The sequence below is a fragment of the Croceitalea sp. P059 genome, assembly GCF_031846365.1.
In the GTDB taxonomy this organism is placed as follows: Bacteria; Bacteroidota; Bacteroidia; order Flavobacteriales; family Flavobacteriaceae; genus Croceitalea; species Croceitalea vernalis.
In genome coordinates this window covers 449137-467500 of sequence record NZ_JAVRHW010000003.1, presented here as the reverse complement: position 1 = coordinate 467500, position 18364 = coordinate 449137, and the positions used below count along the sequence as shown (strand labels likewise).

The 18364-nt window shown below is 35.6% G+C and carries 11 protein-coding genes and 1 tRNA gene (1 of these 12 cut by a window edge); 7 read left to right on the top strand and 5 right to left on the bottom strand.

Going from position 1 to position 18364, the window contains the following annotated elements; all coding sequences use genetic code 11:
• A protein-coding gene (locus RM542_RS12320) for a T9SS type A sorting domain-containing protein (RefSeq protein ID WP_311386046.1) crosses the window boundary here: on the top strand, positions 1–612 show its final stretch. The gene continues 1083 nt to the left of window position 1, outside the view; only the last 612 of its 1695 coding nucleotides appear in the window; its start codon lies off the left edge, out of view; the stop codon is at positions 610–612.
• A 4-nt stretch (positions 613–616) separates the two neighbouring features.
• Here the strand turns inward: RM542_RS12320 and RM542_RS12315 are convergent, their stop codons facing one another.
• From RM542_RS12315 to RM542_RS12305, 3 genes are all read right to left on the bottom strand, one after another.
• Positions 617–2083 (bottom strand): glutamate synthase subunit beta, encoded by a 1467-nt coding sequence (locus tag RM542_RS12315; protein ID WP_311386045.1) that lies wholly within the window; start codon positions 2081–2083, stop codon positions 617–619.
• Between the two features lie 10 nt (positions 2084–2093).
• Positions 2094–6599: a glutamate synthase large subunit gene (gene gltB / locus RM542_RS12310; RefSeq protein WP_311386044.1), complete on the bottom strand. Its 4506-nt coding sequence runs from the start codon at positions 6597–6599 to the stop codon at positions 2094–2096.
• A 304-nt stretch (positions 6600–6903) separates the two neighbouring features.
• Positions 6904–8046 carry an acyl-CoA dehydrogenase gene (locus RM542_RS12305; RefSeq protein ID WP_311386043.1) on the bottom strand — a complete coding sequence of 381 codons (1143 nt, stop codon included), beginning with the start codon at positions 8044–8046 and terminating at the stop codon, positions 6904–6906.
• Positions 8047–8266: 220 nt separating this feature from the next.
• Between RM542_RS12305 and nhaD the strand changes: the two genes are divergently transcribed.
• The 6 genes from nhaD to RM542_RS12275 all read left to right on the top strand — a co-directional run bounded on the left by nhaD (position 8267) and on the right by RM542_RS12275 (position 13169).
• Positions 8267–9595, top strand: a complete 1329-nt coding sequence (gene nhaD / locus RM542_RS12300; protein ID WP_311386042.1) for a sodium:proton antiporter NhaD — start codon at positions 8267–8269, stop codon at positions 9593–9595.
• Between the two features lie 56 nt (positions 9596–9651).
• A complete protein-coding gene (locus RM542_RS12295) occupies positions 9652–10344 on the top strand; it encodes a MotA/TolQ/ExbB proton channel family protein (protein ID WP_311386041.1) in 693 nt (230 codons plus the stop codon).
• Positions 10345–10353: 9 nt separating this feature from the next.
• Positions 10354–10740 carry a biopolymer transporter ExbD gene (locus RM542_RS12290; protein WP_311386040.1) on the top strand — a complete coding sequence of 129 codons (387 nt, stop codon included), beginning with the start codon at positions 10354–10356 and terminating at the stop codon, positions 10738–10740.
• A 165-nt stretch (positions 10741–10905) separates the two neighbouring features.
• Entirely contained in the window at positions 10906–11808 is a 903-nt protein-coding gene (locus RM542_RS12285; RefSeq protein ID WP_311386039.1) for an energy transducer TonB, read from the top strand.
• Positions 11808–13019, top strand: coding sequence for a folylpolyglutamate synthase/dihydrofolate synthase family protein (locus RM542_RS12280; RefSeq protein ID WP_311386038.1), 1212 nt, complete (start codon positions 11808–11810; stop codon positions 13017–13019). The genes RM542_RS12285 and RM542_RS12280 overlap by 1 nt, the downstream gene beginning before the upstream one ends.
• A gap of 75 nt (positions 13020–13094) precedes the next feature.
• Positions 13095–13169, top strand: a tRNA-Val gene (locus RM542_RS12275).
• Between the two features lie 58 nt (positions 13170–13227).
• On the opposite strand, the gene RM542_RS12270 is transcribed toward RM542_RS12275, so the two are convergent.
• Positions 13228–16548 (bottom strand): VCBS repeat-containing protein, encoded by a 3321-nt coding sequence (locus tag RM542_RS12270; protein WP_311386037.1) that lies wholly within the window; start codon positions 16546–16548, stop codon positions 13228–13230.
• 126 nt (positions 16549–16674) lie between these two features.
• A complete protein-coding gene (locus tag RM542_RS12265; protein ID WP_311386036.1) occupies positions 16675–18363 on the bottom strand; it encodes a RagB/SusD family nutrient uptake outer membrane protein in 1689 nt (562 codons plus the stop codon).
• Between the last annotated feature and the right edge of the window lies 1 nt (position 18364).

Below are 18364 nucleotides of genomic sequence, written 5' to 3'. Positions count from 1 at the left end.
AATTTAATTGTTAGTCCAGGTAGTAATTATGAGCTGGGTGAAACATGGAAAAGTAATTCTGAGAATTATTTTGATTTCAATAAGAAAATCACCCGAGATTCAATTCAGAAAAGAATTATAAGCAATTTTACCACAATGAATATTGATGATTTATGCTTAGCTTCAGCAGAGAACTTAGATTTTAGACCAGCTGTAAATAATTCTCCGATTGTCGATAAAGGAAGAGACTTAAGACCATTGGGAATTTATTTGGATCATAATAATGCGCCAAGATTCTTAGGCGGTGGAATGGATATTGGGGCTTTTGAATTTCAAAATGAGGTACTTAATTTTTCTTGTTATACACGTAATGATGATGTTTTTCAAATAGACCCACTTGATTCTGAACAAACGATAGCTTACCCGAATCCAGCGGTCGAAAACATCCAATTTTATAATTCAAATTATAAAATAACTGAACTGACTATTTATAATACCCAAGGAAGTTTGGTGTTCAGTTCTAACTATAGATTTGGCGATGCAATAGACGTTTCAAACTTTCAAAAAGGAACCTATTTAGTTTCTTTGCAATTCGAAAAAGAGACAGAAACAATTATGGTACTTATACGATAATTCGTTAAACTCTAGGTAAATCTCCTTCCCCTTTAAGTGGTAAATTGGATGTACCCATTAGATAAGAGTCTACATGATGAGCGGCTTGTCTACCTTCAGAAATGGCCCAAACAATTAGTGATTGTCCTCGACGTTGATCACCGGCCACAAAAACGCTATCAATATTAGTTTTATAATTTTTTTCTGAAGCTTTTATATTTGTTCGAGCATCTATTTCAAGTCCGAATTGGTCAGCTAAAGTTGTTTCGGAACCGGTAAAACCCATAGCCAATAAAGCGAGTTCACATTTCCATTCTTTCTCTGAATTTGGAACTTCTTTTAATACAGGTCTTTGACCTGGAACCATTTCCCATTCTACTTCAGAAGTTATAAGACCTTTTAATTCTCCTTCTTTATTACCTATAAATCTTTTGGTTGAAATACTGAAATATCTTTCGGCACCTTCTTTATGCGAAGAACTCGTTCTTAAACGCATTGGCCAAAATGGCCAAGGCTGGTTAGTTGGTCGATTCTCTGTTGCCATGGGCATAATTTCAAAATTAGAAACTGATTTGGCACCTTGGCGGATTGATGTTCCTATGCAGTCAGAACCGGTGTCGCCACCACCAATTACGACAACATCTTTATCTGTAGCAAGAATTTCTTCTCCAAGGTCTTTGATACCATCTACCCTTCGATTGTTCTGTGGAAGAAAATCCATGGCTTGAACAACGCCTTTTAATTCTGAACCTTCTATCGGCAAAGGTCTTCTTATAGTTGCTCCTCCGCAAAGAACTACTGCATCAAATTCTATTTTTAAATCATCTGCTTTAATATCAACGCCAACATGAATACCTGTCTTGAATAGAATTCCCTCGTCTTCTAAAACTTTAAGTCTTCGGTCGATAACATTTTTCTCCATTTTAAAATCTGGAATACCATATCTTAAAAGCCCTCCAGGTTTTTCATCTCTTTCAAAAACAGTTACTATATGTCCGGCTCGATTTAATTGTTGAGCCGCCGCTAAGCCTGCAGGGCCAGAGCCTATAATGGCTATTTTTTTATTCGTTCTGTTTAGGGGTGGGTTGGCAATTATCCAATTATTTTTGAATGCGGTTTCAACAATATTTTTTTCAATGTTTTCAATTGAAACAGGATCTTCATTAATACCTAAAACACATGCTTCTTCGCAAGGTGCTGGGCATAATCTTCCAGTAAATTCAGGAAAATTATTAGTCGAGTGTAGGATTTTAGTCGCTTTTTCCCATTTTCCTTGATATACAGCATCATTGAAATCTGGAATAAGATTACCTAATGGGCAACCGCTATGACAGAAAGGTATACCGCAATCCATACATCTTGCACCTTGATTTTTCAGCTCATCTTCTTTCAAAGGTTTAGTGAACTCTTTATAATTTTGAATTCTTTTCTTTACTGGCTTATAGCCTTCGTCCTTTCTTTCAAATTCTAAAAATCCTGTCGTCTTACCCATCCTCCAAAAATTATAAAGTCTCTGTTTTTTCTTTTTCTAGCCTTACCAATGCTTGCCTGTATTCTTCTGGGAAAACCTTAACAAATTTTGGCAAACAAGCTTCCCAGTTCTCCAATATATGTTGCGCTAGAGGACTAATTGTTGCATTGTAATGATTTTCTATTAGTTGACGAAGTTCTTTGATATCGTTATCTTCTTCTACTTTTAGTAGATTTAAAGATTCAGAATTACATTTATTTTTGAAGGTTTTATTCCTATCAAAAACATAGGCAATACCTCCACTCATTCCAGCACCAAAGTTTCTGCCAACTTCTCCGAGAATTACAGCAACGCCTCCCGTCATATATTCACAACCATGATCACCAATACCTTCAACCACAGCTCTTGCACCTGAGTTTCTAACACAGAATCTTTCACCGGCTTTTCCGTTGATATAGGCTTCACCTGATGTCGCCCCATAAAGCGTTACGTTACCTGTTATTACATTTTCTTCAGGTTTTAAAGTCGATTTATAAGGTACTTTTACTATAAGCTTAGCCCCAGAAAGGCCTTTTCCTAAGTAATCATTGGTATTTCCGTTTACAACCATGGTTAAGCCTTTTGTAGCAAAGGCACCAAAACTCTGACCTGCCGAACCAGAAAAATTAAGTTTTAAGGTATTTTCCGGTAAACCCTCGGCACCGTATATCTTGGATATTTCATTACTAATTATTGCACCAACAGCCCTATCAGTATTTTTAATTTCAAAATCCAAGGATGTTTTTTCCTTTCTAAATAATGACGGATGAGCCTTTGCTATAATTTCAAATTCAATTGATTTTTCAATGTTATGAATTTGGTCTTCAGTATTATAAAATTTGGTTCCTTCGGGTACATCAACTTGATATAGAATTGGTGTTAAGTCAATTCCGGCCGACTTATAATGGTCAATTGCTTTTTTTCTATCTAGTTTTTGAACTTGACCAACCATTTCATCAATAGTTCTAAAGCCCAGTTTTGCCATTATCTCGCGTAACTCTTGCGCAACGAAGTACATGTAATTGACTACATGTTCAGGTTTACCTTTGAATTTTTTACGTAATTCTGGGTTTTGAGTAGCAATACCAACAGGGCATGTGTTTAGATGACACACGCGCATCATTATGCAACCTGAAGCTACTAATGGAGCGGTGGCAAAACCAAACTCTTCGGCTCCTAAAAGGCAAGCAACAGCCACATCTCTTCCGGTTTTTAATTGTCCATCACACTCTAAAACAATTCGGTTTCTTAAATCATTTAGTACTAAGGTCTGTTGTGCTTCTGCAATACCTAATTCCCATGGTAGTCCAGCGTGTTTTAAAGAGGTAAGCGGTGAGGCACCAGTGCCGCCATCAAATCCAGAAATGAGAACAACATCTGCCTTTGCCTTGGCCACTCCAGCTGCGACTGTGCCTACACCTACCTCTGATACTAATTTAACATTCACTCTAGCTTCTCGATTTGCAGATTTTAAATCAAAAATTAACTGAGACAAATCTTCAATTGAGTAAATATCATGATGTGGTGGTGGTGAAATTAAACCAACATATGGGGTTGAATTTCTAGTTTTGGCAATATCAGGATTTACTTTAGGGCCAGGTAATTGTCCTCCTTCACCTGGTTTAGCACCCTGCGCCATTTTTATTTGAATCTCTTGGGCATTGGTCAAGTAGTTTGAAGTAACTCCAAAACGACCAGAAGCTACCTGTTTAATTGCACTATTACGCCAATCACCCGATTGATTTTTATAAAACCGTTCTGCATCTTCTCCACCTTCACCAGAGTTGCTTTTACCTCCAATACGGTTCATGGCAATAGCTAAATTCTCATGGGCCTCTTTACTGATACTTCCATAAGACATTGCTCCAGTTTTAAATCTTTTTACTATGGCCGTCCATGGTTCTACTTCTTCCAAAGGAATAGGGTCATAGTTAGAAAATTCGAATAAGCCCCTAATAGTCATTAGATTCTTAGACTGCTCATTAACCAATGATGAGTATTCTTTGTAAGTCGTTTTTTCATTGTTACGAACTGCTTTCTGTAGTTTAGCAACGCTTAATGGATTGAACATGTGTTTTTCTCCATCACGTCTCCATCTATATTCTCCACCCATTTCAAGCTCTAAACTTCCATCAACTTTTTTACGTTTAAAGGCTTTACCATGTCTTTTAGCAATCTCTTTTTCAATCTCGTAAAGACCTATACCTTGAATTCTAGTTGGTGTATTAGGGAAATATTGGTCAACTACTTTGGTGTTAATACCAATACATTCAAATAATTGAGAACCACGATAAGAGTTTAAGGTAGATATCCCAATTTTATTCATCACTTTTAAAATACCTTTTCCTACGGCCTTATTGTAGTTTTTAATGGCATCATCAAAAGTGTATTCTGTGATAGTATTCTCTTGAATTTGTTCGCCTATTATTTCATTCACTAAGTATGGATTAATAGCGCTGGCACCGAATCCAAAAAGCAATGCAAAATGGTGAACTTCTCTAGGCTCAGCCGACTCAACAATAATGCTTAATCGTGATCTTTTTCCGAGCTTTCTCAAACCACTATTCACAAAAGAACACGACAACAAAGCTGGAATAGCAGCCATTTCTAAGCTTACCATACGATCAGAAAGAATAATGATATTAGTTCCTTCATCAACAGCTTTTGAAGCCTGATTCAAAATGGAATTTAAGGCTTCTTCAAGACCGTTATGACCTTTTGATATTTCGTACAATGTTGAAATAGAAGTTACCTTATAATCTGGGCTAACATCATAGTTTTTGATTTTATCTAAATCTTCCTTAGAAATTACCGGGTTTTGAATTTTAAGTTTACGACAATGTTCTTCACTAAACTCAAAAATATTGTGGTCACTACCGAGTGTTAAACTAATATCAGTTATCAATTCTTCACGAATACCGTCAAGGGGCGGGTTAGTGACTTGAGCGAATAACTGCTTAAAATAATTATATATGAGTTGCGGGCGTTCAGAAAGCACTGCTATTGGAGTATCTGCACCCATTGAGCCAATAGGTTCTTTGCCATTTGCTGCCATAGGCATGATAATGGTATTGATATCTTCTTGGGTATAACCAAAAGCAGCTCTTCTTGTCTCTAATGGAAACTCACCATAGAAAACTGGACAGTCATTGTATGGTATCTCCTTTAAATGAACTAGGTTGTTCTTTAACCATTTCTTATAAGGATGTTTGGCAGCAATAGCTTCTTTAACCTCTTCATCATTGATGATTCGACCCTCTTCCATGTTAACCAAAAACATTTTTCCAGGTTCTAATCTCCCGTGGTATTCAATATCTTCAGGCATGATGTCTACAACACCTGTTTCAGAAGACATGATCACATATCCTTTTTTAGTAACTGAGTATCGACTCGGACGTAAACCATTTCTGTCTAAAACGGCACCGATATAATTACCATCAGTAAAAGGAATAGATGCAGGTCCATCCCATGGTTCCATCAAACAAGAATTATATTCGTAAAATGCCCTTTTGGATTCAGACATTTCAGTATTCTTCTCCCATGCTTCAGGAACTAGCATCATCATTACTTCAGGTAACGAACGTCCTGTCATCAATAAAAGTTCAACTACCATATCCATGCTGGCGGAATCAGACTTACCCGGCAGAACTGTTGGAATGATGTTTTTGATTTCATCACCAAACCAATCACTTTTTAAAAGTTCTTCTCTTGAGTGCATTCGTGCAACATTACCTCTTAAAGTATTTATTTCACCATTATGGCACATATATCGGAATGGTTGAGCTAAATCCCAAGTTGGAAATGTATTAGTAGAAAAACGTTGGTGTACTAAAGCAAGCCTAGTGACCACTCTAGGGTCTAATAAATCTTCATAATACCTACTAATATCAGTTGGCACTAATAAGCCTTTAAAAATTATAATTTTTTGTGAAAGACTTGGAATATAAAAGAATTGACTTTGAGATAATTTAGAAATGTTGATTTCATGTTCCGTTACCTTTCTAGCAATAAAAAGTTTTAAGTTAAATTGAAAATCATCTATGGTATCGCCTTTTCCAATGAAAACTTGTTTTACAAAGGGTTCGGTTTCAGCAGCTATACGACCTGGAACCGATTTATTTACAGGTACCTTACGCCATCCTAATAAGGTTAGACCTTGCTTCTCGATATTTTCTTCAAACGTTTTTATGCAGAAATCGCGCTGATTTTCTTTTTGAGGAAGAAAAACATTACCAGTGGCATAATTTCCTGCTTGAGGTAATTCAAATTCACAAGTGTTCTCAAAAAAATCATGCGGAATGTCTATGAGAATACCAGCCCCATCACCAGTTTTACCATCAGAACTTACAGCGCCTCTGTGTTCTAGTTTATCCAAAATCTCAAGGGCCTTATGAATAATATCATTTGACTTTTTTCCTTGAAGACTACAAATGAAGCCTGCTCCACAATTATCATGTTCAAATTCAGGTAAATATAATCCTTGTTTTTCTGGCTTCATCATTATGGTATTTCTTCAAAAATATCATAATTGATAAATTAAATTCACGGTTTTAAAGTAAATTCTGCATAATCATCAAGTACTAGAATTGATTACTAAATATTATTCAAATTCAAAATTAAGAGCATGCTAAATTGCGAAAATGATAATTTGAAAGTAAAAATAAGAGCTAACGCTAAATCGAATCCGTGGCTGAACTGAAATGAGAATAATAGAGAAGTAGAGTACTCTAAATAACCCCGTTGGATTTGTTATAATATAGAATTATTAAAAAGAACCCCCTCTTTTTAGGGGGTGTTGATATTTAATCTTTTAAGATACTTCGAGAAATAACAATTTTTTGAATTTCTGAGGTGCCTTCATAAATCTGAGTAATCTTAGCATCGCGCATTAAACGTTCTACATGATAGTCTTTGACAAAGCCATTACCTCCATGAATTTGAACAGCTTCCACGGCAACTTCCATTGCGGTTTCCGCAGCATATAATTTAGCCATGGCTCCAGACAAATCATAATTTTTATTATTGTCTTTATCCCAAGCTGCTTTATATACCAAATGTCTCGCAGCTTGAATTTTGGTATGCATATCGGCTAGTTTAAAAGCAATAGCTTGATGATTTGCAATTTCAGTTCCAAAAGCCTTACGTTCCTTGGAATATTTTAAAGCTAGTTCATAAGCACCAGCTGCAATGCCAAGTGCCTGCGCGGCAATACCGATTCTTCCTCCGGCTAATGTTTTCATTGCGAATTTGAATCCAAAACCATCATCACCAATTCTATTTTCTTTTGGTACCTTGACATCATTGAAAAGTAATGAATGCGTATCGCTGCTTCTAATACCTAATTTGTTTTCCTTAGGCCCTATTTCAAAACCTTCCATTCCTTTTTCAACAATTATGGCATTGATGCCTTTATGACCTTTTTCGACATCTGTTTGTGCAATAACTAAGTATACTTCCGCCGAGTTTCCGTTGGTAATCCAATTTTTTGTGCCATTAATGATGTAATGGTCTCCTTTGTCAATTGCCGTTGTTTTTTGAGAAGTTGCATCACTACCAGCTTCAGGTTCTGAAAGACAGAAGGCTCCAATAATTTCACCAGAAGCAAGTCTTGTAAGGTATTTTTCTTTCTGATGGTCATTTCCAAAAGTTTCTAACCCCCAACAAACTAGAGAGTTATTTACAGAAGCAATTACAGATGATGAAGCGTCAATTTTAGAAAGCTCTTCCATAACTAAAACATATGATAGGGTATCTAATCCACTCCCTCCATATTTGGAATCCACCATCATTCCAAGAAAACCAAGTTCACCCATTTTTTTCACTTGTTCAGCTGGAAATTTTTGAGCATCATCGCGTTCAATAATTCCTGGTAACAATTCGTTTTGAGCAAAGTCTCTTGCCGCTTCTTGTATCATTAACTGCTCTTCTGAAAGGGTAAAGTCCATAATGCTGAGAATAAGATAAAAAATTTGCTCAAAGATACGTTTTGAGTATGAATTCTTTAAGGTTTTTGGATAAAATACAAGAATTATTTAATAAGTGAAAAATTAGGGCTCACATTGGGAGTTCTTTTTTCCAATTCCTATATTTAACTTATCTTGAAATTGATATATGAAATTTTGATTTTCAAGAAATAATTAACATATCTACAAAACCAACTAATTAATGGAAACTATAGTAATTATTGTCTTTCTGGCTGGATATCTGGCTATTACCTTAGAACACAATCTCAAAATAGATAAATTGATTCCTGCTTTGGCGATGATGGCCATTTTATGGGCTGTAATTGCGCTTACGCATATGGACGTGTTTGAAGTAAATGCAGAACTTAAAAAGTTAGTACCAACTCATATTGATGAAATCCTACTCCATCATTTAGGTAAAACGGCAGAGATTTTAGTTTTTCTTTTGGGAGCAATGACAATAGTTGAAATCATTGACTATTTTGACGGATTTGCCGCCATCAAAGGTTATATAAAGACAAGGAGTAAACGAAAGTTACTTTGGATTTTTTCAATTTTGGCCTTTATTCTTTCGGCTATCATAGACAATTTAACGGCAACAATTGTTTTGATTACCATCTTACAAAAAGTAATTAAAGACCGTGAAACGCGCTTGTGGTTTGCGGGCTTGATAATAATAAATGCTAATGCGGGTGGTGCGTGGTCACCAATTGGTGATGTGACCACTACCATGTTATGGATTGCAGGTAAAGTAGAGGCCGGTTCATTAGTAATGCGTGTATTGGTTCCCTCAATTGTATGTATGATTGTTCCCACAGTTATTGCTAGTCGTTTTAAGGTTTTTAGTGGTGAAGTTGAGATAGATGAAAATGCAGGTGGTTCAAAATCTAAGTACGGTTCTACCATGCTTTATTTAGGGTTAGGAGCAATTGTTTTTGTGCCATTTTTTAAAACAATTACCCATTTACCACCTTACGTAGGTATGATGTTATCTTTAGCAATTGTAGCCACATTTGCCGAAATTTATAGTAATGCAAAATTCAGTATTAGTTCGGCTATTAATGACGAACATCATGAAGCTGCTCATCATAGTCCAGTGCACTCGGCACTTACTAAAATTGAGTTGCCTAGTATCCTTTTCTTTTTAGGAATTCTACTCGCAGTTGCAGCCTTAGAGTCTTTAGGTATTTTATTTAATTATGCCGAAAGTTTAAACGAGGCCATTCCTCAAACAGATATCGTAGTAATGTTATTAGGTATTGGATCTGCGGTCATAGATAACGTGCCTCTGGTTGCGGCAAGTATTGGTATGTTCTCCGAGACAGGTGATAATCCTTTATGGCATTTCATAGCTTATTCCGCAGGAACTGGTGGTAGTATGTTAATTATAGGATCCGCTGCTGGTGTAGTTGCTATGGGGATGGAGAAAATAGATTTTTTCTGGTACTTAAAGAAAATTGCATGGTTGGCCTTCGTTGGTTTCGTTTCTGGAGCAGTAGTCTTTATTGCCATGCGTGATTTTATTTTTTAGATATAATTTTCTAAGGAAATCCCCGTTATAAAGACAATAAAAATTGGGGACCACTTATGATTTTATTTCAAGACCAAATAACTTCTGAAGATTTAGCTGAATCTATATCCGAAGAAAAGACTTTATCCGTAGTAGATTTAATCTTAAACGGAGGTGCTGCAAGTACTATAATTGTCGTTATACTTTTTGTGCTTTTGTTCGTTGCACTTTATATCTATTTTGAAAGAACATTTGCACTAAATTCCGCTTCAAAGATTGATAAAAACTTCATGAATCAAATACGCGACCATGTTATGGGTGGTAAGTTAGATGCTGCAAAATTGTTATGCGCTCAGACGGATTCACCGGTTGCTAGACTCACGGAAAAAGGAGTTTCAAGAATTGGTAAGCCATTAGATGATATCAATACTGCAATTGAAAACGCAGGTACTCTCGAAGTTTATAAATTAGAGAAGAATGTAAATATCCTAGCAACTGTTGCTGGTGCTGCACCGATGATAGGTTTCTTAGGTACTGTTATTGGTATGATTTTAGCTTTCCATCAAATGGCGAGCAGTGGAGGCCAAGCAGAAATGGGTTCATTAGCATCAGGTATTTATACCGCAATGACTACCACAGTAGCGGGCTTGATTGTAGGTATTATTGCTTATATAGGATATAATCATTTGGTCAATAGAACAGATAAGATTGTACATAAAATGGAGGCTAACGCTGTTGAGTTTTTAGATCTTTTAAATGAACCAATCTAGAAAAGATTTATGAAACTTAAAGGAAGAAACAAGGTAAGCCCTGACTTTAGTATGTCGTCAATGACAGATATAGTTTTTCTATTGTTAGTCTTTTTTATGCTGACCTCTAATGCGCCTAACGCATTGGATTTACTACTACCAAAAGCAAAAGGTAAATCAACGAACACACAAAATGTATCGGTAACTATTGACAAGAATTTGAAGTATTATGTCAATAACGAGCAGATTAACGGAGAATACATTGAAATTGAATTAAGAAAAGCACTTGAAGGTCAAGAAAAACCTACAATTATTCTTAGAGCAGAAGAAAGCGTGGCTATTAAAGAAGCTGTAAACGTAATGGATATTGCCAACAGAAATAATTATAAGGTTATTTTGGCAGTTAGACCCAAATAATGCTCATCAAGCGTTGAGTCGGCAATAGTAAATCAATTTTCTTTTTCGTTCACAGTTCTCTTACAAAGATTATTTAGACTTAAGCTAATGATTGATTCTGATTTTTAGAAAATCAGCAGAAATATAACAAATTAGCGATTCGAGATTTTAAAACTAAATTGACAAATGTCCTTTTTAGATACGAGACACAAGAAAAAATCCTTTACACTAACAACATTGTTGTTAAGTGTACTCCTTCTTTTGCTTTTTTATATTGGTCTTACTTATTTAGACCCACCTGAAGAGAGCGGTATTGCTGTGAATTTTGGAACAATGGAATTTGGTAGCGGTGAACAACAGCCACAAGAAAAAATTAAGTCAGAACCTTTAGATATTCCTGAGCCCCCAGCTGAAGCTGAGCAAATTCAAGAAGAAGTTGAAGAAGAAGTTGAAGAAGTTGTTGATGAAGTTGTAAAAGAGCAGCCAACAGAAAAGGTTTTAACCCAAGAGAGCGAAGAATCTATAAGAATAAGACAGCAGAAGGAGGCAAAGAGAAAAGCTGACGCCGAGGCTGCAAAAGTAAAAGCTGAAGCACAAAGAAAAGCACAAGAAAGAAGAGATGCAGAGGAACGCCTAAAAAAAGAGCAAGAAGCAAAAAAGAAGAAATTAGATGCTATGATGGGCGGTATTGGAAAATCTGATGGTACGGCTTCAGGTAGCGAAGGTAATGATGATAAAGCTGGAGATAAAGGACAACCTGATGGAAACCCTTACGCAACAACTTATTATGGGGCTCCTGGCAGTGGAACAGGAACTGGAGGTTATGGTTTAAGTGGGCGTTCTCTGGTTACTAAAGGAAAAGTACAACAAGAATGTAATGAAGACGGTAGGGTTGTGGTTAAAATAATTGTTGATAGAAATGGTAAAGTTATCAAAGCAACACCAGGCGTGAAAGGTACCACAAATAGCGCTCCTTGTTTGCTAGAACCTGCAAGAAAGACGGCTTTTATGCACAAATGGAATTTAGATTCAAACGCTCCTTCTCAACAAATAGGTTTTGTAGTGGTTAATTTTAAACTAGGACAGTAGTGACCTATAAAGAGACTGTAAATTGGATGTTTGCCCAACTTCCAATGTACCAGCAGAAAGGGGTTTCAGCATTGAAAAATAAGTTGGATAATATTGAAAACTTCTCTTTTCAATTAAACAAACCTGAGAAAAAATTTAAAAGTATTCATGTAGCAGGAACTAATGGTAAAGGTTCGAGCTGTCATATGTTAGCTTCTATTTTACAAGAAGCAGGCTATAAGGTTGGTCTTTATACGTCACCTCATTTAAAGGATTTTAGGGAACGGATAAAAATTAATGGACAAAAAATCAGCAAGAAATTTGTTGTAGACTTTATTCAAAACAACGATACCTATTTAAAATACCATCAACTCTCTTTTTTTGAAATGACTGTAGGCATGGCCTTCGATTTTTTTGCAAAAGAAAAAGTTGATATTGCAATTATTGAAGTTGGTTTAGGAGGGCGATTAGATTCTACAAATATTATTACTCCTGAAGTTTCTTTAATCACAAATATAGGTTTGGATCATGTTGATATTTTAGGTGATACTATTGAGAAAATCGCTTTAGAAAAAGCGGGGATTATTAAAAGAAAAGTACCCGTTGTAATAAGTGAAACTCAATCGGAATTGGAGTTGATTTTTAAGCTCATAGCCACTCAATTGAAATCTAGAATTACTTTTGCGGATAAGGAGGAAAAAGTGGTATACCAAACTGATTTACTTGGAAAATACCAGCAAAGAAACATTAGTGGTGTTCTAGCCACATTAAAGAATTTAAGAGGATTTGAAATTGAAGAGGTAGATATACAGAATGGATTAAGAAAGGTTGTACCGAATACAGGTTTGTTAGGTAGGTGGCAAAAAATTCAAGAAGAACCAATGGTCGTGTGTGATACGGCTCATAATAAAGAAGGACTACAATTAGTATTGAAACAAATTTCAAATGAGAAATTTAATACACTACATATTGTCCTTGGGGTTGTTAAGGATAAAGATTTAGGTCAAATATTGCCTCTTTTTCCGGTTGATGCTTGTTATTATTTTGTGAAGCCTAATGTTCCAAGGGGACTATGCGAGAAAAAATTAAAACATGTTGCTGAATCTTTTAAACTAAAAGGAAAATCTTTTGGCTCTGTCAAGAAAGGATACAAAAGCGCAAAAGAAGCGGCTGAAAATGGAGATTTTATATATATCGGAGGTAGTACTTTTGTTGTAGCAGAAGTAGTTTAATTTTTTCTTCGGATTTGTTTTAGGTAAAGAAAAAATGGTGCTATATTTGCACTCCTTAATTGAGAAATCAAATTAGGGCGCTTAGCTCAGTTGGTTCAGAGCACCTCGTTTACACCGAGGGGGTCGGGGGTTCGAATCCCTCAGCGCCCACAAAAAAATCCCGATGCTTTAGTATCGGGATTTTTCTTTTCTAGATAATTCCTTTAGTTTATTCTTTCTTAATTATTTCAACGAATTGCAAGTAATCAGAATTCTTAGCAATCACAAAATACTCTTTGCCTTTTATAGTAATCTTAGACATGTCTTTTACGTCACTTGGAGCGTAGAAGCCACTTTCTAACGCGGTTATTGGTTCAAAACCTCCATTGCCACCACCTTTTAAAAACAAACCATTACTAGCATCATTACGAGGTGTTTCAACTTCTGAGCTGTAGAGATTTCCGACAACCAAAGCATCTAAGTTACCGTCTTTATCAAAGTCTTCAATTTCAATCTGATTGATAGACGACAATTGCGCTAAATTTGGCAGTTTATGTAAAACAAACGTTCCGTTTTTATTCTCCATATAAACACTTGCAAATGATTTCACCTGATAATGCAACGATTCTTCAAGGACGTCTTTCGCGTAAACGTCGTTTAAGGTTGCATTTGAGAAAGACTCGTAGTCTTTAAACTTTTCTTTTATTCCCGGCATTTGTTGAGAGGTACATTCTCTTCCTCTAACCGGAAATTGTTCTCCTTCATTGTAATAACTCAATACAATGTCATTGGTACTATTGTTGTCAAAGTCATTAAAATAAATATCGAAGGTTTCTTTTTCATTGGCTTTGTATTTATAGTTTAATCCTAAATTACCTACCAAATAATCTTTATCCCCATCATTATCAAAATCACCCTCTTCTATACTAAACCACCATCCACGAGAGTCGTTTGTTTTAACTTGTTCAGAAACATTTTTAAAATACCCTCCATCATTTTTCAACACAGTTATTGGCATCCATTCCCCGGTTAGAATTAAATCGGTCCAACCATCATTATCAAAATCAGTCCAAAGGGCATCTGTTACCATCCCCATTTTTTCTAAAAACGGAGCAATTTTATTTGTGGCGTTTACGAATTTTATACCCTTACTAGAGCTTACATTTTCTAATATATAACTATTAGCAGGTGAGGGATAATTACCGGGTACGAGTCTTCCCGCAACAAATAAATCTAAATCTCCATCTTTGTCAAAATCATGACTATGCACTCTAGAGCCACTTGTAATCATTTCAGGTAAGGCTGATTTGGACTTTGAGAATGTTCCACTCCCATTATTAATATATAGTCTATCTTGAAGTTCTTTTGAGTTTGGCGCAAATTCATTACCGCCGCTAACAATATAAATATCATTGTCTCCATCATTTTCTGCATCAAAAATGTGGATACCCATATCCTCGGAAGCACTATCTAATCTAAAAGCGTCGGTGTCAGATTTTTTAAAACCATCTTGAGTTTGTAGATATATGCTTGTAATGTTTTGGGCTGAGCCTCCTATGATTAAATCTTCTTTTTTGTCACCATTTAAATCTCCTGCTGCGATATTAGGCCCAAACATGGAAGTTTGATGAGGTAATAAAATTTCTTCTTGAAAATCATTGTATAGATTCTCAATATGCCTGTGTTCTGCAATTGTCGCTTTATCGTTTACTGTTTTAAATAGCTTATTTACATTCTTTTGATTTAATTCTTGGGTTTTATTTGAATTCGAATAGTCAACTTGGATTAGTTGATTACTGGCTAAATCTTTTAAAATTTGGATTTGTCCATCAGGCCAAACAACTTGAACGGAATCAATTTGAGTAATTTCTCCAAGTCCAAAATGGATTTTTGGTGCGACTGATGACTGAAAACCTCTTGTCAGTGTCATCTCTTGGTATTGTGTTAAATCTTTCGCATAAAGAGTTGTTTTGGTGCCAATTCCAAATTTATTGGTTTTAGTTCCTTTAAAAGACAAGGTGAGGTGATTGTTACTCGTAGCACTTTTGTTTTCAAAAACAGTGGCAAAATCATCAATGTTATTAGTGATTATCTCAAGGTCGCCATCATTATCTAAATCTACATAAATACTGCCGTTAGAAAAGCCTTTATGCTCAATGCCCCATTCAGAATTCATTTTACTAAAAGTGAGGTCTTTATTATTTTTTAAGGCGTAGTTATCTATTTTTTCGGAGGGTATGGCCAATGTTTTTTGTAGTGTACTATCTTTTGGAAGTCCTTTCTTTTCAATTTCCAAAAAGAAGTCTCTGTTGTTAATTTCACGTCTTGTACCGTTTGATATAAATATGTCTTTCCATCCATCATTGTCTAAATCAGCAATTAACGGTCCCCAACTCCAATCTGTTGAAGAAACTCCAGCAATTCTTGAGATATTACTAAAATCAGGTATGGAGTCCAAAAGATTTCCATTATTCAATTGAAGACTATTCTGCATATATTGGTAATTGAACCCAGAATTGACTGTACTCCAAAACAAATCAGGATTCATACTAGCCATGTTAGCTTTAGCTCTTCGGTTAATTTGCGCAGTCATATCAACTTGAAGAATGTCGAGTAATTGATCATTGTTAAAATCTGCTATATCTACGCCCATCCCATAAAAAGAGGTGTTCTTCATAGATAATCGTGAAACTTCAGAAAAAGTCCCGTCTTGATTATTTGAAAAATAATAGTCTGGAGTGCTAAAATCATTGGATACATAGATATCAGGCCATCCATCTTGGTTTAGATCTCCGATGGTTGCACTAAGAGAAAGTCCAAAGGTCTTTATACCTGCTACTTCAGTTACATCTGTAAATGTATTGCCATCATTTCTAAAAAGACGATCAGTTTCAAGTTCTTTAGGAAACTTTTGTTTAAAGGCATAAAAATAGTTTGGGGCATTAAATGGAGTTGGTGGATAATTAGCCACATATAAATCTAAATCTCCATCTAAATCATAATCAAAAAAGGTAGATTGAACGCTATTGCTTGGGTCTGCGATATTATAGTTTTCTGCTTGTTCACTAAAGGTGTTATCTCCATTATTGATGAATAGTTGATTTTCCTTAGGCCCATATTTTCCACCAACTGATACATAAATATCTAAAAACCCATCATTGTTAACATCGTTCATAGTGGTACCTGTATACCATCTTGAATCACCTTGAACACCGGCGGTTTCTGAAATGTCTTCAAACTGTAGATTTCCTTTGTTTAAAAATAGTTTGTTGGGGACCATGTTTCCGGTGAAATATAGGTCAGTCAACCCGTCGTTATTTATGTCTCCTGCAGAAACACCTCCGCCCATATAAACATAGGCATAAGTAAAATAGTTTAAGGAGTCATTTTCTTTGAGATTGTTCGAAAAATCAATGCCAGTTTTTTTATGGTTTAATTTATTAAAAATAACATTTTCAGAACTAAGGATTTTGTCCTTTTCATCACTGCAATTGTTTAGCAACAATAGAATTAATGAGAAAACAAAGAATTGATGAAAGCGTAATTTCATAGCAGGTTTTTGTAGATATAAATTTAAAAAGATGTAAAGTGATAAGCAAAAAAAACAGGGCACTTATGAAATGCCCTGTCCGTTGCAGCTTAACTTAAACTAATAAAACTCAACTAAACTTAATTTTTAAAATCCTGGATTTTGTGTTAGTGCACCACCACTTAAATCAATTGCTGTTAATGGAATTGGTAATAAATCCAAATTCGCACTATAGCTATTTGCTTTTTGACCAAAATTTTCAATGGTTCTTGCTTCACTTTGAACGTAAGCATTTAAGATTTCAACAGTATTGCCCCATCTTCTGAGGTCAAAAACACGATGTCCTTCCATAGCTAACTCTAGTCTTCTTTCAAAGCGAACGGCTTTTCTTGCAGTGTCAGCATCACCGAAAGAAGCATATGGTTCAACTAAGTAATTAGCTGCATTAGCATCGCCAGCTTCGTTTTGAACGTAGGTCATATTTTTAGCTCTATTTCTAACCTCGTTGACGTAATTAAGTGCAGTACCTAGATCACCTGTTTCAACAGCAGCTTCAGCAGCCATAAGTAAAACATCAGCATATCTCATGATATGATAATTAATACCCGAATGTTGTTGCCCCCAAGCACCAGTTCCTTGATTTCCAGATTCACCAGCTTGGTATACATTCTTTTTAGGTAGATAAGGTCCAGAAATATCAGCAAAACTTGCTCTAATCCAGTCTTTACCAACCATTGCACCATAGTTATTATAATCTATTCCTCTACGACCAACAGTATAGTCTAATCTTGGGTCTAATAAACCAGCTTCAGGAGTAAAAGCATCTGCGCTTTCAACTCCATAGTCATTTGCAACATCATTTTGATTAAACGTATCTAATAGTGGTAACCCACCAGCATCAACTTGATATGCATTTACTAAATCTTGAGAAGGTTGGTAAAAACCACAACATGATCCAAAAGGACCAGGGTTTGGAAAGTTTAATGTTCCACCTCTGTTACCATTAAATGATTGACCTGAGTCAGTAGTATATTGAATTGCAAATACTGATTCTGAACTATTATCACCAGCAAGGCTAAAATTGTCAAGAAATTCTGCGTTCAGAGCATAAGGTCCATTATTGATTACATCTTGAAGTAAGCTTAATGCAGCACCCCAATCAGATTGAAACAAATGAGCTTTACCTAAAAAGGCTTTGGCAGTCCAAGAATTAGGTCTACCTATATCAGCTTGAGATGCAGGTAAGTTATCAACTGCATATTGAAAGTCAGCCTCAATTTGTTCCCAAATTGCTCCTGGGTTAGGTTGATTGAATTCTGTGGCTGCAAAATTTTCTTCAGAGATGTAAGGAACATTTCCGAATATTTTTTGAAGTTCAAAATTAAAATGACCTCTTAAAAAACGAGCTTGTGCAAGCTGAGAACTAAAATCACCATCTTCTAAAGAAGCGATTAAAGAAATAACAGCATTTGCTCTATTCACTCCTGCAAATAATCCGTTCCATTTTCCAAAGAAATATGGATTAGCACTAGTCCAATCATAAGTTTCAATTAAAAATAAATCAGCTTGGTCACCATCTGTACTACCTTTATGAGCATCATCAGCAATAACATCAAACCACCAGTTGTCTCCACTTACAGTCCAGTCAGCTGCACCTTGATTATTTCGAATTCCATCCAGCGCTGAATAGGCTCCGACCAATAATAGGTCTACACCTTGTTCATTAGCTAATGCAGCATCACTCAGTGCACCAACCGCAGGTTTGTCTGTAAAATCGTCACTACAGCCAATTATTAAGGCTAATAGTGTAAAACAATAAATAAACTTCTTTTTCATT